Here is a 26,936-nt window from a genome sequence, read left to right as displayed (position 1 = left end):
TGCTGTCCACTTTGTAAATTACAAAATGCTCGATAAGAATTTCTTTAATCTTGGATGAGACGGGTTTTTAAAAAATTTATCCGGTACATCATCAACAAGAAGTTGACCATCTTCCATAAATAAAACTCTGTCGGCCACCTCATTTGCAAAGCCCATTTCATGGGTTACCACCACCATGGTCATCCCCTCTTCAGCGAGTGATTTCATTACTTCTAGCACTTCTCCAACCATTTCAGGATCTAGTGCAGATGTTGGTTCATCAAATAACATCAAGTCTGGTTTCATGGCTAAAGCTCTTGCTATCGCGACTCTTTGTTGCTGACCTCCTGATAATTGACTTGGAAAGACATTTATTTTCTCGCCTAAGCCCACTCGAGTAAGTAATTTGATCGCCTCTTCTTCAACCTGTGCTTTGCTTAATTTAAGCACTTTTAAAGGGGCAAGCATGACATTCTTCTTAACAGATAAATGTGGGAAAAGATTAAAAGACTGAAATACCATGCCTACATTTTCACGTAGTGTATTAATATTTGTTGAAGGGTCATACATCTTAATACCATCGATAATGACTTCTCCCTCGGTAACGGTTTCTAACTGATTTAGGGTGCGTAAAAATGTAGATTTACCTGAGCCTGATGGCCCAATAATAACCACAACCTCTCCACGTTTTACCGTAACAGAAACTTTTTTAAGCGCATGGCAGTTGTTTGCGTATATTTTATCTACACTGTTGGCGATCACCATCTCTTCGCCTTTATAATCTGCTCTAGTCACTGTTTGATAACCTCTTCTCTATGCGCTGAATAGCAAAAGATAATGTTGATGTAAGTACAAGATAAAGCGCTGCTACCGTAAACCACACTTCAAATGTCGCGAAGCTGCCGGCAACGACTTCTCGTCCAGCTTTGGTCAAGTCTGTGATTGAAATAACAGACACCAGCGATGAATCTTTGATTAAGTTAATTAGCTGTCCTGCCATTGGCGGTAAGGTACGTTTAAATGCCTGAGGTAGAATGACGTAAGTCATCGCGGTTGGATAATTCATTCCCAACGAGCGAGCAGCTTCCATTTGACCGGGTGGTATCGACTGAATGCCTGAACGAATTATCTCTGCAATATAAGCGCCGGTGAAAACGGATAAAGCAGTAATACCCGCAGTGAACCTATCTAAATCAAAAATAGTTCCTAAGAAGAAATAGACAATAAATATTTGCACCAGCAGTGGTGTACCACGAATAATCTCTATATATAAAAAAGAGAAATTGCGACTAAGAGGATTTTGAGAAATACGCATTAGCGCAGCGATTAAGCCTATAATAATGGCAAAAAACAGGGATATGACAGATAGTTTAATGGTCATCAATAGACCTTCTAGCAGTACCCCCATGCTCTTCTGGTTGACGCTGGATATTTTATCACCTGCAAAAATAAAAGCGCCATCACTGACAAACAGATGATCTGCTTTTTTGATAAGTAAAGCAGGATCGCCGTTGTCGAAATCGACAGTAATTGTGCCGTTTTCATTAATAGTGACTTGGCCATCATTTTCAGCGAAGGTTTCAGCGGGCGACGAATCTATTATATAAGGGAGAATACGATTCCATTGCCACGTATAATCAATCTTTTGTGATGCCGAATAAACTGCAAATCCAATGATGATTAATGTTAATACAAACAGTGCCTGCCAGACCACATTGTGTTTTTTATTTTGCATTTTAATACCAAGGTAAGGATGCAAGTATCTAGGTGCAAAAAGCATCTAATACTAATTAGCAGAATTAATGGGGCTATTTTATATTTAGACGTGCAGTTCTTACTGCGTTGTAGTTTAAGCTCAGTTAGAACTGCACGTCTCAAAATAGATCTCAATATTAAGCTGGATGGTATGACTAATTGACTTAGTTAATTTGTTTCAACCAATCGTCACTTTTGAACCATTTGTCATAGATTCGATCGTAAGTGCCATCACCTTTAATTTGACGAAGAAAGTTATTTAAGAAGTTAATCATATCCGCATCGCCTTGTTTTACAGCCCAACCAAGCGGTTCATAAGTGAAAGGTTCAAGAATAGAATCAACTTTATCGCTATTTTGAGCTGTATAGATAGATACAAATGGCATGTCGTAAATCATGGCATCTGCTTTACCATTTATCACTTCCATAGCGGCATCTGTTTCGGTTTCAAATGCGTTATATTTAGCTTTGCTGAGCATTCTTTTTACAACAACCTCACCTGTTGTACCTAGTTTACTTGTCACCGTATATTCAGGTGCATTTAGATCTTTATAACTGCTGATTTTCCCTCTTAACTTAGGATTCAAGATGATGGATTGGCCTACTACAATATAGGGGTCTGCAAAATTGACTTTCATATTACGCTGAGCATTGATCGTCATTCCAGCCATAATTAGGTCACATTTACCTGTTATAAGGGCGGGGATAATACCATCCCATGCTGTGTTTACAGGTACATACTTAACACCCATTTGCCTTGCCATTTCTTTACCTAAGTCGATATCAAAACCAACGTAGTTATTGTTCTTAGATTTCATTTCAAAGGGCATGTATCCCGCGTCAAAGCATGCTCGTAGTTCCCCTGACTCTGCGATACGGTCTAATCCTGCACCTGCATTAGCGCTTACTGAGCTGAGCGTCATTGCACCTAAAACGAGCATCTTGCATATTTTATTCTTCATTACGTTTATCCCTTATCATATCGATCAAAAAGTCCATAGTAGCTATTTATTCACTAAATAACAGAATTTTCGCATAAAAAATCACTTTAATAGAATAAAACTTCGCTTGTGCTTGTGTAAAGATTAAGTTGTAAATATCTTTTTACGTACATGTTAGTTAATAAAGCAAAATACATGCCTTATTTAATATTAGGGAGATCTCCGGTTATGTCCTAAATAGTTTCTGTAGGAGGGGGCTTTATGATTCGTCTCCTATTGATTGGTAATGCTCGATGCCAATATTTTCCAAATTATGGAACAGCGAAACTTTTTTGTTGCTTAATTAGCAGAATGTTTCGTTTAGATGATTTACTTTCCTCGCTTTTTTGCTTAGGTTAATTAACATAGCCAAAGCAGAAGGGGGCGCTGCTATTATTTTATTCTTCGCTTTTATTAATGCTTGCTGTATATTAGTAAAGTCTAATAAATAAAAATTGAATTTTAAGAGGTAAGAAATGTCATCATTTAAAACCAGTTGTCCGTCGTGCTCCGCCATGAATCGCGTTCCTCAAGATAAAGTTACAGATTCTGCAACATGCGGAAAATGTAAAGCTTCTCTTTTTGATGGAGCCCCAATTGAAGGAACTGATAATAACCTTGATCCTATTTTGTTCAGTGATAAGCCTGTTGTTATTGACTTCTGGGCTCCGTGGTGTAAGCCATGTGTCGGTTTTGCACCAGTATTCAAAGAAGTTGCCAAACAAAGAAAAGGGACGGTTCGATTTGTTAAGATAGATACTGAAGCGAATCAATCCCTTGCTGGTGAGTATCAAATACGCAGTATTCCGACGATAATGGTGTTTAAGAACGGTCAGAGAGTCGATATGCTAAGTGGGGCGCTTTCAAAAACTCAATTTAATGGTTGGTTGGATAAGGCATTAAATAAGTAAGTTAAAATAAGACTGTGCTATCTCGGGTAACTGGGCATATGCAGGTCTGGATTAGAATGGGGATAGATACAATTATTCGACCCTTTCTAAAAACCACGATCGAAAGTCTGATAGTTGGCTTTCGTTGTTTTGCTCACTGGCAATCAAACTATCTAAATGCGCATTTATCTCTTTTTTATTGTATCCAGAATTGTTTAGTTTTTCCGCTAATTGCTCAAATGGGCGAGGGGCAAGGCTGTCTGTATAAATTTTTGCTGCGGTAATATGGCCTTTTAATACGTTTAGGCATACCTCAACACTGCCCCAAATAAAGCGCTCATCCATTGAATGAGTAAATGGTGGTGTATTTCCATAGTTCCATTCCCAACTACTGTATAGCTTAAATGTGTATTCTAAACCGGGCAGATCCGATACTGTATCTGGTGAGACAAACTCGATATCAGCATTCTCATTATAGTAGTCGAGATAAGCCCCGATCAGTGCATCACAAACCATGTCGTGATCAATATCCTGTTTAATAACGTTGAGGTTGGTGACTCGAGATTTTACCGAAGTAATACCCTTGGCTGCTAGCTTCTTGGGATTGGGGGTTAGATAGTTGGCGAGGCGGGTTAAGTCGGCATTGAGTAGCAGTGTTCCGTGATGAAACCCTCTATCCTTAGCTTCTCGATACGCAGAACCTGAAAACTTCCTTAGCGTCTCTCCATCTTCTACCACTAAGTCATTTCTGCCATTGGTAAGCGCTTGAATCCCTAGTGAATTTAGCGCATTGATGACAATCTGGGTTGACACCGTTTTATCGTATTCTGGCTTTCCGGCCATAAAGGTAAAATTGCTGTTTCCTATATCATGAAATACAGCTCCTCCACCTGTTTGCCTTCTTGCTAGTTTTATTTGGTCTTTCTCCATTTTAGCTGTATTGCACTCTCGCCATGGATTTTGTGCTCGCCCGATAACAACAGTCTCAGAATTACGCCACACAAAGAGGACCCGGTGTTTGGGATCCATGTTGCGAAAAATAACTTCCTCTACAGCTAAATTAAACCAAGGGTTGGTTGATTTAGAAACCAATATTCTTATTTTGCTCATAAACCGCTCTTTTTATAATTTGGGCAAGATTATACTGTGCTAATTTTCATAATATATCCATTAGTTACTCATCGCGTTCATCACAATAAGCAATCCGTTGAGCATGAAAGTAGTGATTTATAAGCTCAATAAGCGAGTCAATGGCTTATCACACATGAGTAATTTTTATTGTAGATATAAAAAAAGGTTAGTAAGCACTACGCTTACTAACCTTTCTGTGTAGAAATCTACTGCTACGGAAACCTAAAAATTATGGGTAATAAGAAGTTGCGATTTAATATTCAGAAAAAATAGCAATAAGCTTTTTATTATAATTTTTTTAGCAAGCCAGTGCTTGTGGTTCTTCTGCTATTGTGACTGTTTCTGCATGATTTTCTTTGATATCTTCATAAAACTTAGCAAAACTCATGCCTATATAAGGCGCTAGCCATAAAAGAGCAATGCCTAAGGTTAAAATGGCGAGTAGTGCCCAGCCGATAAAACGACAGCTTAAGAAGAAAGCTTTCCACTTATAACCTTTCATCATTTCTTTACTTTTATTGATCGCTTCCGATGCTGTCAGTGACGGTTCATCGGAGAGAATAAAGAAAGTCAGCATATATGAATAAGCGGCTATAATACCTGGGATAATTAATAATAATGCCCAAAGTAATATAAACAAAGTCATTAATAAATTAGCAACTAAAGCGGTGGTGAAGTTATTAAAACCGCTGAATATTTGTGAGAATTCTGCTTTTTCGCCGCGGCAAAGATTGAGATATAAAGAAGCAAAACCTAATGAAAATGCACCAGAAACAATTAACCACACAATAGGTCCTACAATAGGAACTATTTGTGAAAGGATATTCAGTAATATTACGATAAGCATTGCGCCGACAACAAGTCCCCATTTACCATTGAGTGCCTGCCTTGCTTGTGCGGTTATTTCTTGATTTAGTGTTGTAGATAATATGGTCATAACATTCCCTGTTTTTTGGTTTACATAAAATATGTTGTGTTTTGTGTGACGTTAATTTGACGCATGATGTTAGCACTTAGTCAGTATAAGTGCGAAGTATTTTAGAGGAAAAATGCTATGTTAGACGTTCTAAATCATATAGTTGTTAACTCAACGGTGAATACTTTTATGATATAATCATGATGGCAAATGGAAGTGCCCAGTAGTTTGAAATAGGTAACATGAAGATATAAAAATTGAAAGAGACTAATCGTTAGCTATTATATTGCTATTTGAAAAATATCCATAAAGATTATGACGGTAAGTCTCTTCCTAGAAGCCGCTATTTCCCCAATGGCCGAAATTTAGTTGATATCCTGACGAGAAATCACCTAAGCTGTCATTATTTGAGTATTGTAAGTAACTATGATTCTCTGCATTTATCGACTTCCTCAATACTTTCTGTTGCAGTATATTTTATATAGACAGCTAAACAGTAGAGGTGAATTTTGCTATTCGAAAAATATAAAAAAATCGTCGTATTAACCGGAGCGGGTATCTCCGCAGAATCAGGCATCAAAACATTTCGCAGTGCGGATGGTTTATGGGAAAATCATGCAGTAGAAGACGTGGCAACACCAGAAGGTTATCATCGTAACCCTGAACTGGTTTTAGATTTTTATAATCAGCGTAGACGAGATTTATCGCAGCCACAGATAAAACCCAATGCAGCACATTATGCGTTAGCTGCGCTAGAGGAAAACTTCAACGGTGAGTTTCTTTTAGTGACCCAAAATATAGATAATCTACATGAAAGAGCGGGCTCTAAAAATGTCATTCATATGCATGGTGAGTTATTAAAAGTACACTGCCCAAAGTCAAATAAAGTCTTTCCATGGCTTAATGACCTCAACCGCCCTGATCTTTGCAAATGCTGTCAGCCTGCTGCTCCGCTGCGGCCTCATATTGTTTGGTTTGGTGAAATGCCGCTACAGATGGATGTTATTTATCATCACCTGCTCAGTGCGGATCTCTTTATTGCGATAGGTACTTCCGGTAAAGTTTATCCTGCAGCTGGTTTTGTACAAGAAGCAACTAGAGCAGGTGCAGACTCAATTGAAATTAACCTTGATGACAGTGACATTGAGAGTCATTTTACTCAAGTGCAACGTGGTAAGGCGACTGAGTTAGTGCCTCAATTAGTTAAATCATTACTTGGCTAGCGATCGCTTATTTAGCAAGAAGTCAGTGCACACAACTTATCGAATCTTTGCAGGAATATTCAATTCAAATGGATACTTCTTACTCTATTCGCTAATACCTTACATTAACCGCTCCTCTTTTCTCCTATCTCAAGCCTTGTTAGTGCCAATGTTTCCTGCGCAGATTTGAGCGTTTAATTAATTCTTTTGGTATCACCTTTGTCTATGTGTATAAAACGCCCTATTTATGTTGTCGCTGTAAACTTCTAAGCAGCAAAAAAAAAATGGTGAACTCAACAGCGATTATAAATTCAATTTAAGGCAAACTTTGCTGTTAGGTTGGGCAATAAACTCACTCTAAAAAAGATCAGAAACCATTCTTTATGAAAGGGTTTATGTGGTGCTTTGGGGGGGGGCTCTTATTTCTTATCTAGTGAGTGCACCGGTTTTTATTAACACATTTAAATCAATGTATTGTGGTGTTTTTTTTGTAATAATTTAAAAAAATACAATTTGTGCATACAAGAGTTTTTTGATTTTAAATGCAATTTTTTTATGTGTTCCGTGTTGCATTCTGTGGTATTTTCGCTGCCTTTATCAATAAATTATATGCGCAGTTTGTCTTGCAGTGTACCTGCTATAGATGGTGCTGATGGATAAGTAATAAAAGTTCGCCTAAAAGGTCACCAAATATGAACAAATTTAAGCTTCAAATAGTAGGAACACTGAGTCTCATTATTATTGCAATTATTGCAATTTTGGTCTCGTTAAGTTACAGCGCTTTCAAGGGGGAGAGTGTTGATCTAAACAAAGCCTTATTGCGTGAGAAAAATGCAACGGTCGAAGCCGGATTAGTAGAAAAATTTAATAGTTACAGACAGATGCTGTCATCTATTGATGTTTCTGCTGCTGAAATTAGCAGCGACGGCTTATCCCCTACTGCGATAGCGCAATTAAAAGCGCTATCTAGAGCGCAAAGAGGCATGAGTGATGGCATCTATCTTTTTACAAGGGAGGGTGACATTTATAATGTGCAGGGTAAAAAGCTGGGCTTTAATGTGAAAGCGTTAAATCGCGCCTATTATAATGCTGTCTTTAATAAGGGGAGTGCATTTTTTGTATCGCCACCTTTTAACTCTGCTGTAACGGGGAAAAAAGTATTAGGCATGGCTTTTAAGGTTGATGATTCTGTTGCGGTGCTTTCTAATATCTATTTAGAAAGTGTGCTTGAAGCAAGCGTTAATCGAAAGGATATGTTCATGTACACTTCTGATGGTACCCTATTAATTGCTCCCTATTCTGAACTTATCGATAAAAATATTTTTACTGAGCGCCCTCTGTTTAAACAATTTACCGCTGCTAACCCGGAATTATCATATAGCGCCAATATTAATGGTGAAAAGACTGCTTTTACAGCATTTTGGGGCGTGTTAGATATTACTGGATGGGGTTATGTCACATTTATTCACGATAGTGTCATCGAGAAAGGGGCTGATAGCCAACTGCTTTCAGATATTATAATCAGTGTGATCAGTTTGATTATTGCGGTGCTTGTCTTGCTTGTTGTTGTGGATAAATTAGTGCTGAAACCCGTAGGTGGCACACCGGGCGATATAGCCGCTTTAATGGAAAAAATGGCAAGTGGGGATTTAACGCAAAACTTAAAACAAACAGGTAAGGAAACAGGCATTTATCTTTCTTTGCTTAACCTGTCGAATCAGCTAACAGGACTTATCAAAAACTCTCATAGCATCTCGGAAAACGTTTCTTCTGCTTCACAGGAATTAAATGCAGTGATGAATGATACTCAAAGCAATGCTCAGAATGAGCTCGCTCAAGTGGAACAAATTTCTACTGCCATTAATGAGCTATCTTCTACGTCTCAAGAGGTCAGTAATAAAGCACTACAGGCTGAAGAGGAAACCAGAAAAGCACAGGAAAGCGTAATAAACGGTAAACTAACTTTAGAAAAGAACATTGCCTTAACAAATGATATTAACGCTTCGGTTACTGAGACTGCAAAAATTGTTGAGGAACTAAAACAGTTTGCATTTGAAATTGGTAGCGTAACGGAGGTGATTAATAATATCTCCGACCAAACAAACTTATTGGCACTGAACGCCGCCATTGAGGCTGCCCGTGCCGGTGAGCAGGGGCGCGGTTTCGCGGTTGTTGCCGATGAAGTTCGCAATTTGGCGTCGAAAACTCAAGTGTCAACCGTCAGCATTCAAGAAATTATAGAGAAATTACAATCTCAATCTGAGAAAGCCAATCAGAATATGAGTGACAATGTTAAATTGATTCAAGAATCTGTTTTACTTGCTGACCATGTTAAAGCTTCGTTTGAGGATGTTTCATCAGCAGTACAATCTATTTCTGACATTAATACGCTAGTGGCAACCGCTTCAGAACAACAGTATTGTGTGACTGAAGATATATCCAAAAATACTACTCAGACTTTTGATTTGGTGCATCAAAACGTTTCCGCTATTGAGCAGACATTGCAGGCATCATTGGAGTTATCGCAGTTGGCTGAATCTCAAAAGAGTGAACTTTCTTTCTTTAAAGTGTGATAACTCAATTTGCTAGTCGCTTATCGTGCTTTTGACGATAACAGTTTGACTGAACTGAAGTAGATACCAGAAAGTTTGCCTAGTGGGCTCGGTGAAGGATTTTATTTTTTGTCTAAATTAATCTTTACAGCAAAACATCAAACCCGGCAATAATGCCCAGTTTGATGTTTTTCAGCCCATATTACGCACCGGCCTATCCGCTATTTTTATATAAAACGCTAGTTTAGAACAGCCAAAAATTTAGGCGCCATCACGTTCGTCATTCATTCTGCTTGTTGCTACACTTTCTTCTCTGTGGGTTTCGCATTCGCTTCGCCGTGTACATGTTGATTTTATGCCGTTAAATACTGATTCCAAGCTTGCTGGTAAAGTTGTCGTGACTCTTTTCTAAGTTTGCTAATAGCCGCTAGCTCTATTTCGCTTAACGCGCGATTATCAGTAAGTTGTAAACGTTCTATCTGTTGAATTTGCTCATAATTTTCATGCTCTTTACCATTTTTTATTGCTGAAAAGGCTTCTAAATGCAGCTGAACTTCTGCAACAATCTGACTTTTAGGTAACCGTATTAAGAGGCTTAAATCTCGGTAACCGGATGCGACGGGTGCTAAAAAACGATTTTTAATGCGCAGCAGTTCTGTTTGCTGGTCAAATAATGTAAAAGCGTCCATCAGAGTTGGCACATCTTTGGCCACAATAGAAGTGCGGGCTAAATCAGTGATCTTCTCACTAGCCCCTGCAAGATCACTATTAATTTTGTCGATCGCGCGTAATTTAGATTTAACGCCAGATGAAAAAAGGGTGCTATTGCTTTGTAAGGCAATCTGTTCACTAAGCGTTTCTAATTCAGCTTGCCCAGTGATTGCTTTTTGGTATAGCTGTTCAAACTCACTATAGGGTTGTCTAATCTGCGCTGATTGAAATGCTTTAATATTATATAATTTAGCCAGATACTTAGCGCTGGAATCATTCCGCGTTGGCTGGGTGAAAGATAAAAATTTACCGGAATCGATATCTTGATCTAGTTGAATCGGACTAGCATCTGTCTGCGATGAGATAGCCAATAAAACGCAAAGGGTCTGGAATAACTTCTTCATTAAAACTCCCTATCTGAATGCACTGCTAGAGAATACTAGCTATATGGTTGCTTAATAACCATGGAGACTTAATATGTCTATTTCAAGGGCGAATGGAATAAACAGGTGAATATCAGCTTGAAAGTTCGATGCACTTCAAAGAAGACAGTGCGCTTTTGATGGAAGAAATTGAAGCGGCTCATTTGTATAATCAATGAGTTGATGCTTGTAAAGGCTAAAAATCGCAAGTAATTCTTGTTCATCATAGAGATGAAGAAAAAGAGCTGAAAGATTATTTGTTTACTGATAAACCGATTGTTCAAAATAAAATGCGTTAGCCATCAGATTCGAGGAATCCTCTCTACGTTTTCGCTGTTTAGCGGAATATTTGCAGCGTTTGAATTCATATCCAACAATTCTAGCTGTTTGTGAGATTGAGAATATAAATATCGAAGCATTTGCATCATACTCATCACCACGTTGTTGCATTCGGGCTTGATACTGTTGCTCAACTTGTATTGCATGAGATTATTCATGTAATTGATGCGGAATTAAGCGAGGCGCAAATAAAATTTACGTTTTTTTAACTAATACAATTAGTTACTGCAATCAAAGCCTTGCTTCTAAATATTTTTCTTAGGCTTAAATAGAACATTTAATTAATGAATTGATATAAGCAGGTGATTTCTAAATGGACAGCTCATCTATAATGGTTTGGAGTGTTTTTTTTGCGGCTATTGGTAGCGGTTATTTTATGTATGGAAGAAAGCAAAGAGCTATTGTTCCATTGTGTATCGGTATATCACTTTTTATATTTCCATATTTTATGTCTAGTGTCACTATGTTGCTTATCGTTGGTATTATTTTAATGGCGATACCGTACTTTATTAAAATTTAAACGTGCAATTTGTTCACAAGCACACATAAGATTAATCGCCTGATTATTGTTAAGTTAATTGAGTTGTCACTCAAAAATAAAACTGTCTATAAATGAGCTTTCTCTTGCTCACTCCACTTTCATCGGTTTCAGCTGTTACTAGTAGTGCGAGCATGAAATAGGGTTTATCAAGTGCCTTTCATTACCCGATCAGTGCTACTTGATCGGGTTTTATTTTTTCTTATTTAATGGTTAATAACCTGAGCCGCTACTCCGAGCAACTGGCTCAAAGGATTAACTAACGTAGCTCATCAACAACCGCTAACATTGCCACTAACGATGCTTCACCTAATTTAACAGAGCGCTCTGGTGACCAACCCATAATCGAGTCGGGTACATTATTGTTATCTTTGAAAGGCATTTCTAAGGTATTAGCAAGACAGTCAAAACGTTCCGCAACCCAGTTCGTTGCAACTGTCATGTTTGCTTCTCCTGGCGCATCAATGTCATACCCCAATTCAGTCTGAAAATCGGCACTGGCTAATTTAAATACGTCTGAAAAGCGATCACGCAGACGAGCAAGGCGATTGTTATAACTTGGCGTGCCTTGAGATCCAGCAAGGAACACAAAAGGTAATGCTTCATCGCCGTGAACATCATAAAACAGGTCCACCCCTGTCTCTTCCATTTTATTGATTACATGAAATACTTCAGGGCTTTTTGCTAAACTTGGACTTAACCATTCACGGTTTAAGTTAATACCTAATGCGTTTGTGCGTAGATGTCCGCGCACACTGCCATCAGGGTTCATATTAGGCACAATATAGAAGTTAGCTTTATCTAATAACAATTTGCCAGTGGCGTTATCACTATCTAACAAGCAATGTATTAACCCATCTACCAACCATTCCGCCATGGTTTCACCGGGGTGCTGGCGCGCAGTGATCCAAATGTTGCGCTTGTTCGTATCACCATTACCAATTTTAACTAAGGTTAAATCACGTTTATCAATGGTTTCACCTAAATGTTCTAAACTCACTAAGGGGTGCATTTGTACTGCCGCTAATAGATCTTGATGGCGCTCGTAACTGTAGGGGGCAAAATAAGCTATTTGAATTGTTTCACATTCCATATTTGCCACTATGGTTAATTTTCCTGCTTTGTAAAATGTTGGTAGACGGAACCAATGTTGGCGATCATAAGAAGCCACCGCTTGATAATTCTCCCATCCTTCAATATATGATGATTCACCCGCATTAATAATATTCAGAATATATTGTTCCCCCACTTCACCGTCGATTCGGAAGTTAAACCATTGCAAAAACTCTCCTCCAAAGTCAGGGCGAATAGCTAATTGAATATCTTTTTTATTATCCAAACTTATAACTTCAATATTACCAGCATCGAAATTAGCGGTGATACGCATAGCCTTTCCTTAATTTATTTTTATAAAGTAACCTGAGCATAAACTATCATAAATAAACAGGATAGAGGCTTTAGAAATTTAGGCTTACTTTAGCCATCAATGGAATGGATAGCGGTAAGTTATTTAATGCCACGTTATTGTTTTAAGTTGAACGCTCTGTTCATTTTATAGAAAGGTTCTGGTTTTAGATGAATAAATTATAAATAAATTATCCAATACACTTTTTGTTGATGAAATAATGCTTAGTTGCTAGTATTCGCACTAATTAAAAAATAAGTAAGGGTAATCACTGTGCATCTTTCAATAGATCGTTCTGTTGGTAATAAGGGATTGAATCAATATGCTGATGTTAAATTAATTCAGACATTGTTGAACTGTTACTATTCAAAATTTTCACCTATAAAGCCTTTACAGCTTGATGGTCGTTGTGGCGTTGTCACAATAAATGCAATTCTTAGTTTTCAGCGTGATGTCATTAAACTTATGAATCCAGATGGCCGAGTGGACCCTAATGGAGCAACTTTCCGAGCGTTGACAAAAAATTACAAGGTGATTGATCAAGAAAAAATTGCAGCTCATCAAAAAAATTATATGACTTGGGATAAACTAATTCACTCGATCTTTCCTATAGTAAATTCCCCTTTAATTTATCGCATTGATAATTTAAGTGATTATCAAGTTACATATAAATCTAATATTAAGGCATCTGCAAAAATCGTATCTGAATACAGTAAGAAAGTGATTAAAATGGCCCTAAAAGATTCGGGTATGCCACATGCCGTAATAACGAGTACGATTCGAACACCAAAGGAACAAGCAAGCATTATGTATCGAAATGCAAAAATCAATTATCAAAAGCAGTTTGATTTATATGGTTTCGTTGGTGAGGAGGTATTAAAGGTTTATAAAAAGAACTCAACGTCAGAAAAGAGTACAGTAATTGATTTAATGACAGCAAAAATTGAAGAATATTTAAAGAATAATAAACGTACTTCAAAGCATTGTGTGACACCTGAAGTGTATAAAACCTTAAATATAATAGACATAGGTTTAAATTCAACACGAACAGCATCAGGTAAAGAGTTTAACCAGGATAAATTTACTAAGGCGTTAACATTTTTAGTGAAAAATGGATATATTGAAAAATTTATTGATGAAACTAAAAAATCTAACGTGTGTTGGCATATTGAAATTATTCCGAATAAAAAAACAATTCAATAAAATAAGGTTAACAATGATGAAGTTTCCAATAAGCAAAATAATCACGTTTATATTTGCTCTTAGTTGTTATTCGGTTAATGCATATCAATGTACTATTCAAAGCGTTGATCTAACTGAAAAATTAAAGCAGTTAAATAATGTCGCCAGTGTGACGAATCGCATTAGCAAAAAAGTACCAATGGAAGCAGACTATATTAGAGAATATATCGTTTTCAAAGATAACAGTATGGCAATCTTTGAGCAAAAAGATTGTTTAATTATGAAGTTGAAAATGAGTCTATATTCAGGTGAGAATGTATCAGATACAGAGAAATTAGAACGTTTGATGCAACTTTCTTCAATTGCTCCTATCGTTAATAAATACTTTAAAGGAATAGATTTTAAAGCAGAGTTACTTTCGGCATTAAAAAATAAAAAACATAGTTTCTCCGATAATAGTTCATTTGATATAGACCTAACCGATCAAATATCAGCAAAAGATGAGAACTCTGAAGTATATTTAGAATATAGGGTAACGAATGGGCTGGCTTCGATATTTGAAAGTAATATCTCACTCGCTATCAGTGTCGGTATGCCTTAAACTTGGAGCTCTAACATATTAGTTCTGAAACTTTTACGTTACCCGCCCCGCCCATTCTACTGAGCTGTGCCAGTAATAACTCTGCGCAAGATAAAGCATCTACGAGGGCATTATGGGCCTCATAATTTGGTAAATTATAACGACTGCGACAACTACCTAATCGAAGATCGCCTTCTTTTATTATTTGCTGCCTATGTGCTAAGCGTTTATGTTCAATCCGCATCGTATCGATGGCAAATAAACGGCACTTTTGAGTCGTTTGCTGCATTAATGCTTGTTCTATAAAGCTCAGATCGAGAGGTGCATGATGGGCAACCAGGATATGGCCTTTGGCCTCTTTTAAAAGCCATAGGATTGCTTCATTCAATGGTAATGCTTGCTGTAGATCTTTATCTAATACGCCGTGTATTGTCGCACTTTGACCAACACTGCCGGTGATTTTTAGCAGCTTATGCTGACCTTTATTGAGTTTTATCTCCCCATTTGTAATGGGGATCAGCCCAATACTAATAATCTGATCTTTTTTTGCATCGAGGCCAGTCATTTCTAAGTCTAATGCGAGCAGTGGGGCTTTTTCTATGGACAGCTCAAGTAAAGGCTCTAAGGCTTTATAGTAATCATTTAGTAATAGATTTCTGCAGCGCCAATATCGGTAGTTAAAATGGATCTTCATAAAATAGCTATGTAGCATTAAAATTGCCTCAAAAATTTAAGTTTAATACCTGTTTGGCTATCATTAATAACTTTAAATGCTTCTTTAAGGTGATGTCGGGCAAGTGAACTCAGGCTATCCGGTAGTAGGTAGTTTGATAACGGGACTCCTTGTTCATATTGACTACTTTGGTTTATTAAACGTTTGTGGGCGATAAACTCTGCGGCATCCATAAGGTTGTGAATATCTTCTGTGTTGATGCCATGTGTGCCGATCAGTGCCGTTAAGCGCTGTTTACTGTTTACGGCGGGGATTCCGTTTGCCAGTGCGTATATACGGGCAATATCATTAATCAATGCCAGCCCTTTATGTTTTAGGTCGATCCCTTTTACTTCACTGCCATCTCGCTCGATGACAAAGTTTTTAAAGAATCCTAGCGGTGCAATTTGTTGGGTCGCGTTGCGTGTTAAGGCGGCTAGAAAAATATCGTTATTTTTTGTTTGCTGTAAGATTTTATTTTGTAATTGAGAGAATAATGATACCTCACCATAGATAGGACGCATGTCGAAAAATATGGTCGAATTTAAAAGTGCCTGAGGTTGAGGCGCGCTTATCCATTGACTAAATTGTGCTTTCCACTGTTGTAGTGAGCATCGCCATTTTGGGTTTGTTGCCATAATATTACCCGGGCAGTAAGGAAAACCACATTGATTTAATCCATCACAAACCACCTCAGCAAGTTTTTTAAAATAGAGTTCACTGCTTGTATCGGTTGTATGTTCGAGTAATAGGGCGTTATCTTGGTCCGCTCCGGCTGCTTGGTCTTGGCGTGCTTGTGAGCCAAACGCTAACCAGCAAAATTGCATGGGCGCTTTGCCGAGTTGTTGCTCTCCAATAAAGAGCAAACGTTTTGTAAGCGCATCAGTCACTAAGGTGAGAATTCGTCCAATCTCTTGCGCTTTCGCCTCACTAGTGATTAAATTTTGCAATAAAGCGGGGAGTTGTTGGCTCACTATAACGAGCTTTTCAATGCTCTTTTGCCGGCCTATTTGGCCAATTAAAAGCAGTGGTTGTGAACTTTGGTTGCGCATAATATCTGTGCTAGTGAGCATTGATATAGGTTGGTTGTTTGCAACGATGGGCAAGTGATGAATGTTTTTTTCACTCATCAATAACATCGCCTCAAAGATAAGTGCATCTTTAGAAACAGTGATAGGGTTATTTGTCATCACTGTTTTTATTATTGTTTCACTGCTAAGACCTTTAGCTAAAATACGATCACGCAAATCGCGATCAGTAATGATACCTGCTATGTGTTTATTATCGATAACAATCAACGAAGAAACACGTTTCGCGGACATTAATACCGCCGCCTGCTGAATAGTTGAGGCACCGTCTATACTGACCATTTTTTCTGAAATGAGTGAACTAATGCGACCCGTATTTATTTTATTACTGGTAATGTCACCTTGGTTACGTATCCGCTTAGCGAAAGCTTGATTAAAAAAACGATCGAATATTTGGCTTGAAGCGCGCAGATGGTTAAAACTGTTTAAAGGTAATTGATAGATTAAACCATCTTCTAAAATATGCACTTTATTAACGACTTTTTCGCCTGACAGCATGCCACTAAAACCAAAATATTGGCCATCACTGATACGGTCAATCAATTCGCCATTTTCAGTGGTCACTTCGAAGGCACCACTACGCACGATGTAGAGTTGTGGCTCATTATTATCTACATGAACAAATCGCTCATTTTTACTGTAATACACAATAGAAAGCGATTGGCAGCAATGGCTAATCATCGGATCGCTTAATTGGTCAAAAGGAGGAAGGGTTTTGATGAAGTTAGTAATCGGTTGAAGTTCGGTTATGTCCATTAAAAAGTAACCTTTAATATAAGTGCGAACACCTTATCTTAACAATGGGTTAAGTAAGGTATTCGCTATGACTACGCTATTAATGATCTTGTGCGCCACCCGCGCCTTTAGGGAAGCGAATAGACTCGACCATATCAACAACCGACTGAGGCGTGGGGGCGGTTACTTTACAGACCGCCGCGGCAACGATAAAGTTAATGACCATGCCGAACAGCCCAATACCTTCTGGTGAAATACCCAACAACCAGTTATCAGCAATGTTGCCCGCTGGATTTATAAATTTGAAGTAAATAATATAAACCGTGGTGAATAATAGACCTGCTAGCATACCTGCAATCGCCCCTTCTTTATTCATTCTCTTAGAGAAAATACCCATTGTAATAGCGGGGAATAATGAACAGGCCGCTAGACCAAAGGCGATGGCAACAACTGCGGCGACAAAACCTGGGGGGTTAATTCCGAAGTATCCGGCCATAACAACACCTGCAGCTGCAGCTATTCGGGCATACATCAGCTCTTTTTTATCGGAAATATCTGGCATCAGGTTCTTTTTCAGTAGGTCATGTGACACTGATGTTGAGATAACCAGTAGCAGTCCTGCGGATGTTGATAGCGCGGCAGCTAAACCACCGGCTGCCATTAATGCAATTACCCATGCGGGTAAATTTGCCATTTCTGGTGTTGCTAATACGATGATGTCACGGTCAATGTACATCTCATTTTCAGCGCCCTTAGCGTAGTACATTTTGCCATCGTTATTTTTATCATCCCATTTTATTAAGCCGGTTTTTTCCCAGCTATTGACCCAGTTAGGTGCTTGCTCATGTGCAATGCCTTTTCCATCTGCACCATTTACCGATTCAATCATATTAACGCGAGAGAAAGCAGCAAGTGCAGGGATCGTAGTGTACATAATCGCGATAAAAAGGAGTGTCCAACCGGCAGAGCTACGTGCATCTTTTACACGTGGAACCGTAAAAAAACGTACAATGACGTGGGGTAAACCTGCGGTACCAAACATCAACGCACCACAGATAAAGAACACATCAATCATGCTCTTTGAACCTTCGGTGTATTGTGCAAAGCCAAGCTCGGAAGAAAGTCCATCAAGCTTATGGAGTAGGTAGATACCCGAACTATTACCGCTCGCATCTAGCAATTCAGCACCAAATCCAAGTTGTGGGAAAATATGCCCTGTCATCATCACGGAAAGAAAAATAGCGGGTACCATAAAGGCAAAAATCATTACACAGTATTGTGCTACTTGTGTGTAAGTTATCCCTTTCATGCCACCTAAAACCGCGTAGAAAAATACCACGCACATGCCAATATAAACACCCGTATCAACCTGCACTTCAAGGAAGCGAGAGAAGACAACTCCAACGCCACGCATCTGGCCCGCAATATAAGTAAAGCTGATGAAAATTGCACAAATGACCGCAACCGTGCGCGCTGTTTGTGAGTAGTAACGATCACCAATGAAATCGGGCACCGTAAATTTACCAAATTTACGCAGGTAAGGTACCATTAAAAGCGCGAGCAGTACGTAACCACCCGTCCAACCCATTAGGTAAACACTGCCGTCATAACCAACAAAAGAGACAATACCTGCAAGAGAAATAAATGAAGCGGCTGACATCCAATCTGCGGCTGTTGCCATGCCATTTAAAACCGGTGGAACACCTCCGCCCGCGACGTAAAACTCTTTCGTTGAGCCTGCGCGCGTTTTGATGGCGATGCCTATATATAAAGCAAAGGTAAGGCCAACAATCACATAAGTTAATGTTTGAACATCCATCGTTATTACCTCTTATCTATTCGTCAACGCCGTATTTTTTATCGAGTGCATTTGATTTTTTTACATAGATAAAAATAAGCACTAAAAAAACGTATATTGCACCTTGCTGAGCAAACCAGAATCCGAGTTTAAAACCCATGAAAGTTATCTCGTTTAAAACATCAACGAACAAGATGCCACAGCCAAAAGAAACTGCAGCCCAAACACCTAATAAGGATAAAACGAGTTTTATATTCTCGTCCCAATAGCTCTTAGCTTTATCTTCATTTTCAAAACTCATGTTACTTTCCTTGTTGTCAGTTATGCATCATTTATCGGCGGAATTTTGTGCATATCAGCAAAGACTATAGTTGATATTTAATTAAACACGCTCAAATTTTAAGCAGTTAGCTAGGCTTTGATCATGTTTTTATGAAAATTTTTGAAAATATAAGATGCTGACCTTGTTGTTTGAAAGAGAAGCAATACGATGAGTCGGCATAAAAAAGTCTGCTAATGTTGATCATTTATGGGCTCTTCGCAGGCAGAAAGCTTGTGCTGATCTCTTTTATGGTGAGTTATGGGATAGTTTAGTTTAACGAGCGAAAAGGTTTGGATGCCTGCCTTTTATTTTGTGCTTTTAACGGTTGCAGTCACTTTCGTTATTGGTGTCTCGCCCTGAATTTTCGGAGGACGATGAGAAAAGAAAATGCAATGTCGTCGCCCCAGATAGTCATGCTCTTTACGCTGTCCAAGAAAAAAACTAATTCCTGAAGATCAAAATTGAGGTTGCTTTGAATGGTGATAATTATCAACAGGCTGCTGAGTCTTTAGAAAAGAAAAGTCGGGGAGATCCCCAATAATTTCTAAGACATGATGCTCTCCAAATTATATTCATAGGTAAAGGCCAGACGCGTCTCTATTAATTTGATAACGCTTATACCCATGTTACTTCAAGATGCAAAATCTTGAGGTAACATGGGTATAGAACATCACTATTCACTCAAAAGCTTTGTATTTGCAATTTTTTGCCGTTCATTTCTTGCATTTTCTTCGTATTTCTACCTATTATTTCTATCTTCGATAGATTAATAAATACCATCACAACCTTTAATTAGGCTGGAAGTGATAGATAAAACCTATCCTTAGAATAGAGTTAAGGCGCTTCGCATACGCTTTGGAATGAGCAATAGTGTTGTCAGCGTATTATACCAAATCTACTAATTATCTATTCATTTATACTTGTTAAAATGAATGTTAGCAAAGGCCAATAAAATTCGCGTTTTTTATTTTTTTTAATTATAACAAATAGTTACTGTAATCAATGCCTTGCTTTCAAGGGTTTTCCCTACGCTTAAATAGATCCTCTAATTAATAAAATTGGTATTATAATCTTGTACAGATAAGAAATTCTTTTAATTCGCAAAACAGGAGTTTTACTTATGTCTAATAACAAATGCCCAGTGATGCATGGTGCTGCCACTGAGACCAGTATGTCGAACATGGAATGGTGGCCAAAATCCCTAAATCTAGATATTTTGCATCAGCACGATAGCAAAACTAATCCGTTTGGAGATGTCTTTGATTACCGTGAAATAGTTAAAACACTTGACGTTGCAGAGCTGAAAAAAGATATGCATGCGCTGATGACTAACAGTCAGCCGTGGTGGCCTGCAGATTGGGGACACTATGGTGCTCTTATGATTCGTATGTCTTGGCATTCAGCAGGGACTTATCGCATAGCAGACGGTCGAGGAGGCGCTGCAACAGGCAATCAACGTTTCGCACCTCTCAACTCATGGCCAGATAACGTTAACCTCGATAAAGCACGGCGAATACTTTGGCCAATCAAGAAGAAATACGGTAATAAGCTCAGTTGGGCTGATTTAATCGCTTACGCTGGCACTATCGCATATGAGTCTATGGGGCTGAAAACCTTCGGTTTTGCCTTTGGACGTGAAGATATTTGGCATCCAGAAAAAGATACTTACTGGGGGTCTGAGAAGGAATGGCTAGCACCGAGTGGTAGCAAAGGAAGTCGTTACTCTGGTGAGCGTGACCTAGAAAATCCATTGGCCGCCGTAATGATGGGGCTCATCTACGTCAATCCTGAAGGTGTAGATGGGCATCCTGATCCACTCAAGACAGCTCATGATATACGTATCACTTTTGAGCGTATGGCCATGAATGATGAAGAAACCGTCGCACTTACCGCGGGTGGACATACTGTGGGTAAATGCCACGGTAATGGTAAAGCTGAACTGCTCGGAGCTGACCCCGAAGGTGGCGAAATAGAAGACCAGGGTTTTGGCTGGTTAAATAAGACCAAGCGTGGCATTGGCCGTGACACAGTATCTAGCGGTATTGAAGGTGCATGGACGACGCATCCTACTAAGTGGGATAATGGCTATTTCCAATTACTACTTAATTATGAGTGGGAACTGAAGAAGAGCCCTGCAGGTGCTTGGCAGTGGGAGCCTATTAACATTAAAGAACAAGATAAACCTGTTGACGTCGAAGACTTAACCACGCGTTACAATCCAATCATGACCGATGCAGACATGGCGATGAAAGTCGATCCTAAGTATCGAGCAATATCAGACAAATTTTTCAAAGATCCAGACTACTTCTCAGACGTTTTTGCTCGAGCATGGTTCAAGCTCACTCATCGTGACTTAGGGCCAAAAGCCCGTTATATCGGCCCAGATGTCCCTCAAGAAGATCTTATTTGGCAAGATCCTATCCCAGCAGGTAGTGCGAGTTACGATGTTAAGGCGCTGAAAGTCAAAATAGCGGCGAGTGATTTAAGTGTCAGTGACAGGGTGTCTACCGCATGGGACAGTGCAAGAACTTTCCGTGGTTCAGATAAACGTGGTGGTGCTAACGGTGCACGAATTCGACTTGAACCTCAAAAAGACTGGCAAGGTAACGAGCCTAAGCGTCTTGAAAAAGTGCTTGCAGTACTCGAAAAAATTGCGGCAGATAGCGGGGCAAGTATCGCTGATGTTATCGTGCTAGCAGGTAACGTCGCTATTGAGCAGGCAGCAAAAGCCGCTGGCGTTGATGTTACTGTTCCTTTCTCAGCTGGGCGTGGTGATGCAACTGCGGAGATGACCGATCTCGCTTCTTTCGCCGTGCTGGAGCCACTTCATGATGGTTACCGCAATTGGCTTAAGCGGGATTACGTCGTAAGTGCGGAAGAGTTGTTGCTTGATCGTACACAATTGATGGGGTTGACTGCGCCAGAGATGACCGTATTGATTGGTGGTATGCGCGTCCTTGGCACCAATCACAGCGGTAGCAAGCATGGTGTATTTACTGATCGTGAAGGCGTGTTGACCAATGACTTCTTCGTTAACCTCACTGATATGCGCTATTCTTGGATTCCGACCAGTAATAACCTGTATGAAATTCGCGATCGTGAGACGCAGCAAGTTAAGTGGACAGCAACAAGAGTAGACCTTGTTTTCGGTTCTAACTCAATCCTCCGCTCGTACGCTGAAGTCTATGCTCAAGATGACAACAAAGAAAAGTTTGTGCAAGATTTTGTGGCCGCATGGGCGAAAGTGATGAATGCTGATCGCTTCGATTTGGGCTCTCTAGGAACGCTATACAGTGCCGTAGATAATCGTGGCGCGGGCATATAGAAGTAAACAAGCGGGGAGGGGGCCCCGCTTTAATGTTTTACAAACAGATGCTTACTGACGTTTTTCCAAAAATAGATACGACCAAAACATCAATGCTGTAGTTTATTGGCCTGCTATATTATCTAATACAACTAACTTGCCGTGCAGACTTCGCGCTTCATCATTAGTTACCGTGATTTTTTCTTTTTTGATAATAGTATTTAAGGTTGCCCCTTTTTTCTCATACTCTAAAATCCAGCTATAGTTTGATAACTTATCACCTACTTTAACCTCATAAAGATCGATCGCCATTACCCCCTTGTCTTTTTTAAGTTCGGATAACTTTGGTCCTGCAACAACGATTTCAGTATTTGAATTAGGTACTATCATCATATTTAATAGTTCTTGATAGTTGTCGCTGCGCACACTTGTAGAACTTCCATCAACACCGAATGTTAGTACCGCACCGCTTGGGCGAAGAACACGAGATGAAGAGTTTGATACTTTCAAGTTAAATCTCAAACGCTCATCTTGACTTACGACGGGTGAATAAGTTACTTCATAGTTCTTCTGTCCATCTACTGTCAGCAAAGTAAAGAGAGGTTTAACAGATACGCGATGGTAAATGTCGCCTTCTTCTATAACCACAGGCTCTAGGGTTATTGAGACTTTATTTTTAGTTTGTCGCTTGCTACCTTGCACTAGTTTATAATTAACTGTTTCGGTATTTATCGCTTTTTTTTCAATGTGTGGATACACAAGACCATTGGCCGAACTCAGACTGCTCATGTCGAGAGTCTGGCAACCAGACAAGCCGATTACCGTGCTAACTACGAATAGTGATGCTACAAAATTTTTTTTCATTATTTTTCCTGCTTATGAAAATTTCAAAGAAATATTTTAAATTTGATAATCAGGCAATAGTGCACAATAAATTTAGCTATGTAAATATAAAACTATCGTATCACTGGTAATGTAACCGGGGTTAAGTCTGCAAATAATTATCGTTTAGAAGTCAAAGATACAACCGGAAGCGGTCTAAACAAGATGCAAACTAGCATCGAGATGAATAACTTTGATATCAAAGATATTCAGAACGTTTACGCTAAAAACGTAACCGCAAACTCGGTTCTCGGTGGCGTGATCCAAACAACGGCAGGCGCAAATCTAGATACGCTAAACACCGCGTCAGCGACCAATGCCGCCGCAATTGCTGTAAATGAAAATAGACTCGATGCTACAGAGTTGGCAACAAAAGGAAATAAAGATCAACTTACAACACAAGCCACCACTTTAGACGCGCACAACACAACGTTAAATACTCACAGTACAGAATTAACGGCACAAAAGAGCCTTATTAATGGCAATGCGGTTGTTGGTAAAGATAATTCAAAAGCCATTGAATTATTGAAATTAAAAGATATTGATATCAGTAAGCGCGTAGAAACGGTGAATGCAAACCTATTGGATTCGGTTAATGTTGTTCGCGCATCGGCTTATGATAACGCAGTCGAAGCCGCTAAATTGAAAACAGTTGTGGCAGGGAATACCGGCAACATCGCATCTAATACGGCGGGCATGACCACCAATAAAAATAATATCCTTACAAATACCAACAAGACAAATGCCAATGCGACCGCGATTGCATTGCATGAAAATCGTTTAGATGCGACCGAGCTTGCGACAAAAGCGAATACTGACCTACTTGCGACGCACTCTGCGACCTTAAGTACTCACACTGCAACATTGAGTGCGCACAGTAAAGAGCTGGGTGTACAGAAAGCACTAATCAGCAGCAATACAGCACAAGGTAAGGCAAATTCATCGTCTATTGATTTACTCAAGCAAAAAGACATTGAGTTAAGCAAAATCATCGCCACGAACCACGCCAATGCGTTAGACGCTATTAGCGTGGTGCGTGCCGATACGTATGCTAATGCGGTTAAAATTGCTAGCTTACAAACAGCAGTGAACGGTAATACTGCAAAGATTAATGCAAACATTGCAAAAATAGCCCAAAACAAAACAGATATTGACGTCAATAAAATAGACATTGCCGCTAATAAAACCGATATTTCAACCAACAAAAAAGATATATCGACCAATTTAACGCGTATCAATGTAAGTGAAATAAACATTGGTAATAACGCGAGTAAAATTTCCACTAATGAAAAAGACATCGAGTCAGCGCGTCAATATACCGACAAGGTTTACGCGAAGGCCAATGATACACAAACCGAAGTTAATAAGCATAGCCTCCGCATTGCGGTGTTAGAGAAGAAAGCAGCGGAGCCTGCCGGACCAACTTCTGCAACGGTGACTGTGGGCAGTTCGGGGGCTTTTTACAAGCCAGCGGGCAATTGGAGTATGTATGAGTTCACTTCAACCGTGAATGGACAAGAAGCGAGTGAGCAAGTTAGCACTGGAACAATGGCCTGTGCAGTGAGCGACAGGACAAAATTTCCGTTATTAAAAACAGGCGCCATGGTAGAGAAATATTTGACGTGTGAGTGGCACTGCCACGCCCCAAACAACACGGGAGGTTGTCAAGCAGGATATAAAGAATTTAACGGCTCAGTTGCTGCATATGCCCGGTATTCAACAAGGGGGCAAAGCTCTTTTTGGGTGAAAGATGGCGCAGGTAAGCGGGTAACATTTAGACAGTAAAGTCTATTTTGAAGTCTTACCAAGCAAAACGGCCCTGATTTAGGGCCGTTTTTAGTTTTACTATTATTACGTTATTACACGATTATACTGTTAATCTTTTTACACCCGCCAGCATCAACAATACTACGCTCCAAATCCCCATACTACCACCACCGCCACTTCCCGCAGTATCAGGCCCCGTTACATCAGGCTCACTCACCTCTGGCTCATACGGGTAGTTGCCGTTCTCTATATCAAACCAATACGGGTTTACCGCTTCTGGCGTAGCATTTAGCGTCATCGGGATAACTCGTTGTAAACCCGCACCATACTCGATATACAAATCAGCGCGGGTTAATGTACTATCGGTGGTGTTTGCTTGGATTTTAACCACACAATATTCCCCTAATTTAAGCACACTGCCACAATCGGACGCATCAAGTGAAAACTCGCTTTCATCACCATCAACGCGCATAGTTAACGCCGTTTCATTCATCGTTAAGTTTTGAACGGGAAACTCCCAATAAGCAGCGCCACTTTCATCTTTCAAGTACGTCACAGTATTCAGCGCATTGATTTTGGAGGCCATAAACGGCAATAAGCCAGTGAATGAAGCGAAATCGCCACTAGAAGAGTTGCCTCGTGAAACCAAGCCGATTGATCTATGCCCGTATGCGAGAGGGGAACCACTATCGCCGCCCTCAATGTAGTTGCCTGCCTCGCTTTTGTTAATAGTAAATAATCGGGATTCGTTAATAATCAACCAGCCCAACGCGTCTATTTTAAATACATCTGCAACAGCCGTGTCGTACTTGATGGTCATTTGCTTTAGGCGATCAGATACTTGTGTTTCCCCCTCTACGCTTATTCCCCACCCATTAAAAACTAACTCTTGTCCATCGGGGACGACTTCAAGGGGTAATTTATCTTGATCCCAATCAATCACTTCTGAAAGTGCGAGGGCAGAGGACTGCGCTAACACGCGCTCCCCATTGTTTAATTTAACAATTACGATATCTGTAAAGAACTCCCCTTGACCAGTGTATGAAAAACTGGATTCTGGGTCGTCAAGAAACACTTGAACAACCGTTGCGTAATCAGTTTCCCAAACCATTTCATCATCATCAATAATACCGTTACTGTTTAAATCCTGCTCCCACCGAGGCAGGCGGGTGCGATCACCTACATAATTAAATTTATTGCGGCGCGCATCCATTAGCGGGAAGTACAGGTGGTAATCCGCAAAACTAACGGTCATCTGATCGTCCAAGGCTTTAAAATGATGCCCTAAATATTCAGGATTTTGGTGCCAAAGAGACTGAAAAATCTCGATATCACCAACAGAGCTGGGGACAACATCTTGATTGTAGAAGTCATCATCCAAACAGTGCCGCGCAGTAATAACATGCGTGCCGTTAATCAATAACCCCCCACAAGTAGCATCAGTAAAGACCTGTACGAGATAATCTTTATATTGCGCCGCTGGGGTGTTAATGCCGTTTATGACCGCGCTGGCAGCGGAGATGCCGCCTAGCGCAAGTGACGCAATGACAACACTATTTTTTAACAAGTTACTTTTATTCATTGTTTTTCCTTGTGTATATATAATTTTTGTTATTTATCGCCAGTACACGAGTCAATATTTCAGGAATATCCACAAGCTATTGATTTAAAATAAATCTAAGCAAGGTGCTGCATATGGTAGGTAAATAATTGTGTGCTAATTAATATACATGCTTATGTAGATGA

At 39.5% G+C, this 26,936-nt stretch carries 21 protein-coding genes; 8 read left to right on the top strand and 13 right to left on the bottom strand.

Translation table 11 applies throughout. The features are described 5' to 3' along the window. Positions 1-18: 18 nt before the first annotated feature. The 3 genes from KSO91_RS07415 to KSO91_RS07405 all read right to left on the bottom strand — a co-directional run bounded on the left by KSO91_RS07415 (position 19) and on the right by KSO91_RS07405 (position 2,696). Positions 19-744 (bottom strand): amino acid ABC transporter ATP-binding protein, encoded by a 726-nt coding sequence (locus tag KSO91_RS07415; RefSeq protein WP_238742331.1) that lies wholly within the window; start codon positions 742-744, stop codon positions 19-21. Between the two features lie 22 nt (positions 745-766). Further along, entirely contained in the window at positions 767-1,714 is a 948-nt protein-coding gene (locus tag KSO91_RS07410) for an amino acid ABC transporter permease (protein WP_238742324.1), read from the bottom strand. 184 nt (positions 1,715-1,898) lie between these two features. Further along, positions 1,899-2,696: a transporter substrate-binding domain-containing protein gene (locus KSO91_RS07405; protein ID WP_238742323.1), complete on the bottom strand. Its 798-nt coding sequence runs from the start codon at positions 2,694-2,696 to the stop codon at positions 1,899-1,901. 494 nt (positions 2,697-3,190) lie between these two features. Here KSO91_RS07405 and trxC point away from each other — a divergent pair, with 494 nt between their 5' ends. After that, complete coding sequence (gene trxC, locus KSO91_RS07400) at positions 3,191-3,625, top strand: thioredoxin TrxC (protein ID WP_238742322.1); 435 nt, start codon at positions 3,191-3,193, stop codon at positions 3,623-3,625. Positions 3,626-3,697: 72 nt separating this feature from the next. On the opposite strand, the gene KSO91_RS07395 is transcribed toward trxC, so the two are convergent. Both KSO91_RS07395 and KSO91_RS07390 read right to left on the bottom strand, forming a co-directional pair. Then, entirely contained in the window at positions 3,698-4,714 is a 1,017-nt protein-coding gene (locus tag KSO91_RS07395; protein ID WP_238742321.1) for a lipoate--protein ligase, read from the bottom strand. Positions 4,715-5,033: 319 nt separating this feature from the next. Further along, on the bottom strand, positions 5,034-5,672 hold the full coding sequence (locus KSO91_RS07390; protein WP_238742320.1) for a DUF975 family protein: 639 nt from the start codon (positions 5,670-5,672) through the stop codon (positions 5,034-5,036). Positions 5,673-6,160: 488 nt separating this feature from the next. On the opposite strand from KSO91_RS07390, the gene cobB reads away from it, so the two are divergent. Both cobB and KSO91_RS07380 read left to right on the top strand, forming a co-directional pair. Beyond that, positions 6,161-6,874 (top strand): Sir2 family NAD+-dependent deacetylase, encoded by a 714-nt coding sequence (gene cobB / locus KSO91_RS07385; RefSeq protein ID WP_238742319.1) that lies wholly within the window; start codon positions 6,161-6,163, stop codon positions 6,872-6,874. Positions 6,875-7,545: 671 nt separating this feature from the next. Then, positions 7,546-9,426 carry a methyl-accepting chemotaxis protein gene (locus tag KSO91_RS07380; RefSeq protein WP_238742318.1) on the top strand — a complete coding sequence of 627 codons (1,881 nt, stop codon included), beginning with the start codon at positions 7,546-7,548 and terminating at the stop codon, positions 9,424-9,426. A 332-nt stretch (positions 9,427-9,758) separates the two neighbouring features. Here the strand turns inward: KSO91_RS07380 and KSO91_RS07375 are convergent, their stop codons facing one another. Then, entirely contained in the window at positions 9,759-10,520 is a 762-nt protein-coding gene (locus tag KSO91_RS07375) for a hypothetical protein (protein ID WP_238742317.1), read from the bottom strand. Between the two features lie 670 nt (positions 10,521-11,190). On the opposite strand from KSO91_RS07375, the gene KSO91_RS07370 reads away from it, so the two are divergent. Then, complete coding sequence (locus KSO91_RS07370; protein WP_238742316.1) at positions 11,191-11,397, top strand: hypothetical protein; 207 nt, start codon at positions 11,191-11,193, stop codon at positions 11,395-11,397. A gap of 277 nt (positions 11,398-11,674) precedes the next feature. Here the strand turns inward: KSO91_RS07370 and KSO91_RS07365 are convergent, their stop codons facing one another. Then, positions 11,675-12,802, bottom strand: a complete 1,128-nt coding sequence (locus tag KSO91_RS07365; protein ID WP_238742315.1) for a M14 family metallopeptidase — start codon at positions 12,800-12,802, stop codon at positions 11,675-11,677. Between the two features lie 291 nt (positions 12,803-13,093). Here KSO91_RS07365 and KSO91_RS07360 point away from each other — a divergent pair, with 291 nt between their 5' ends. After that, positions 13,094-14,023, top strand: a complete 930-nt coding sequence (locus KSO91_RS07360) for a peptidoglycan-binding domain-containing protein (RefSeq protein WP_238742314.1) — start codon at positions 13,094-13,096, stop codon at positions 14,021-14,023. 13 nt (positions 14,024-14,036) lie between these two features. Beyond that, the gene (locus KSO91_RS07355) at positions 14,037-14,603 is read left to right on the top strand and encodes a hypothetical protein (protein WP_238742313.1); all 567 of its coding nucleotides are present in this window, start codon (positions 14,037-14,039) and stop codon (positions 14,601-14,603) included. A 10-nt stretch (positions 14,604-14,613) separates the two neighbouring features. On the opposite strand, the gene KSO91_RS07350 is transcribed toward KSO91_RS07355, so the two are convergent. The 4 genes from KSO91_RS07350 to KSO91_RS07335 all read right to left on the bottom strand — a co-directional run bounded on the left by KSO91_RS07350 (position 14,614) and on the right by KSO91_RS07335 (position 19,216). Continuing rightward, the gene (locus KSO91_RS07350) at positions 14,614-15,294 is read right to left on the bottom strand and encodes an exonuclease domain-containing protein (RefSeq protein ID WP_238742312.1); all 681 of its coding nucleotides are present in this window, start codon (positions 15,292-15,294) and stop codon (positions 14,614-14,616) included. Next, positions 15,294-17,138 carry a DUF294 nucleotidyltransferase-like domain-containing protein gene (locus KSO91_RS07345; RefSeq protein WP_238742311.1) on the bottom strand — a complete coding sequence of 615 codons (1,845 nt, stop codon included), beginning with the start codon at positions 17,136-17,138 and terminating at the stop codon, positions 15,294-15,296. Before KSO91_RS07345 ends, KSO91_RS07350 begins: the two co-directional genes overlap by 1 nt. A 79-nt stretch (positions 17,139-17,217) precedes the next feature. After that, positions 17,218-18,936, bottom strand: a complete 1,719-nt coding sequence (locus KSO91_RS07340) for a sodium:solute symporter family protein (RefSeq protein WP_238742310.1) — start codon at positions 18,934-18,936, stop codon at positions 17,218-17,220. Positions 18,937-18,952: 16 nt separating this feature from the next. Next, complete coding sequence (locus KSO91_RS07335) at positions 18,953-19,216, bottom strand: DUF4212 domain-containing protein (RefSeq protein WP_238742309.1); 264 nt, start codon at positions 19,214-19,216, stop codon at positions 18,953-18,955. A gap of 1,141 nt (positions 19,217-20,357) precedes the next feature. Here KSO91_RS07335 and katG point away from each other — a divergent pair. Then, positions 20,358-22,562: a catalase/peroxidase HPI gene (gene katG, locus KSO91_RS07330; RefSeq protein ID WP_238742308.1), complete on the top strand. Its 2,205-nt coding sequence runs from the start codon at positions 20,358-20,360 to the stop codon at positions 22,560-22,562. Between the two features lie 102 nt (positions 22,563-22,664). Here katG and KSO91_RS07325 read toward each other — a convergent pair whose 3' ends face one another. Beyond that, positions 22,665-23,405, bottom strand: coding sequence for a hypothetical protein (locus KSO91_RS07325; RefSeq protein WP_238742307.1), 741 nt, complete (start codon positions 23,403-23,405; stop codon positions 22,665-22,667). Between the two features lie 183 nt (positions 23,406-23,588). Here KSO91_RS07325 and KSO91_RS07320 point away from each other — a divergent pair, with 183 nt between their 5' ends. Beyond that, the gene (locus tag KSO91_RS07320; protein WP_238742306.1) at positions 23,589-25,208 is read left to right on the top strand and encodes a hypothetical protein; all 1,620 of its coding nucleotides are present in this window, start codon (positions 23,589-23,591) and stop codon (positions 25,206-25,208) included. A gap of 82 nt (positions 25,209-25,290) precedes the next feature. On the opposite strand, the gene KSO91_RS07315 is transcribed toward KSO91_RS07320, so the two are convergent. Beyond that, positions 25,291-26,772 carry a trypsin-like serine protease gene (locus KSO91_RS07315; protein ID WP_238742305.1) on the bottom strand — a complete coding sequence of 494 codons (1,482 nt, stop codon included), beginning with the start codon at positions 26,770-26,772 and terminating at the stop codon, positions 25,291-25,293. Positions 26,773-26,936 lie beyond the last annotated feature (164 nt).

The sequence above is a fragment of the Psychromonas antarctica genome, assembly GCF_022267535.1.
In the GTDB taxonomy this organism is placed as follows: Bacteria; Pseudomonadota; Gammaproteobacteria; order Enterobacterales; family Psychromonadaceae; genus Psychromonas; species Psychromonas antarctica.
The sequence above is the reverse complement of the archived record's forward strand: the minus strand, read 5'-3'. Positions and strand labels throughout refer to the sequence as shown.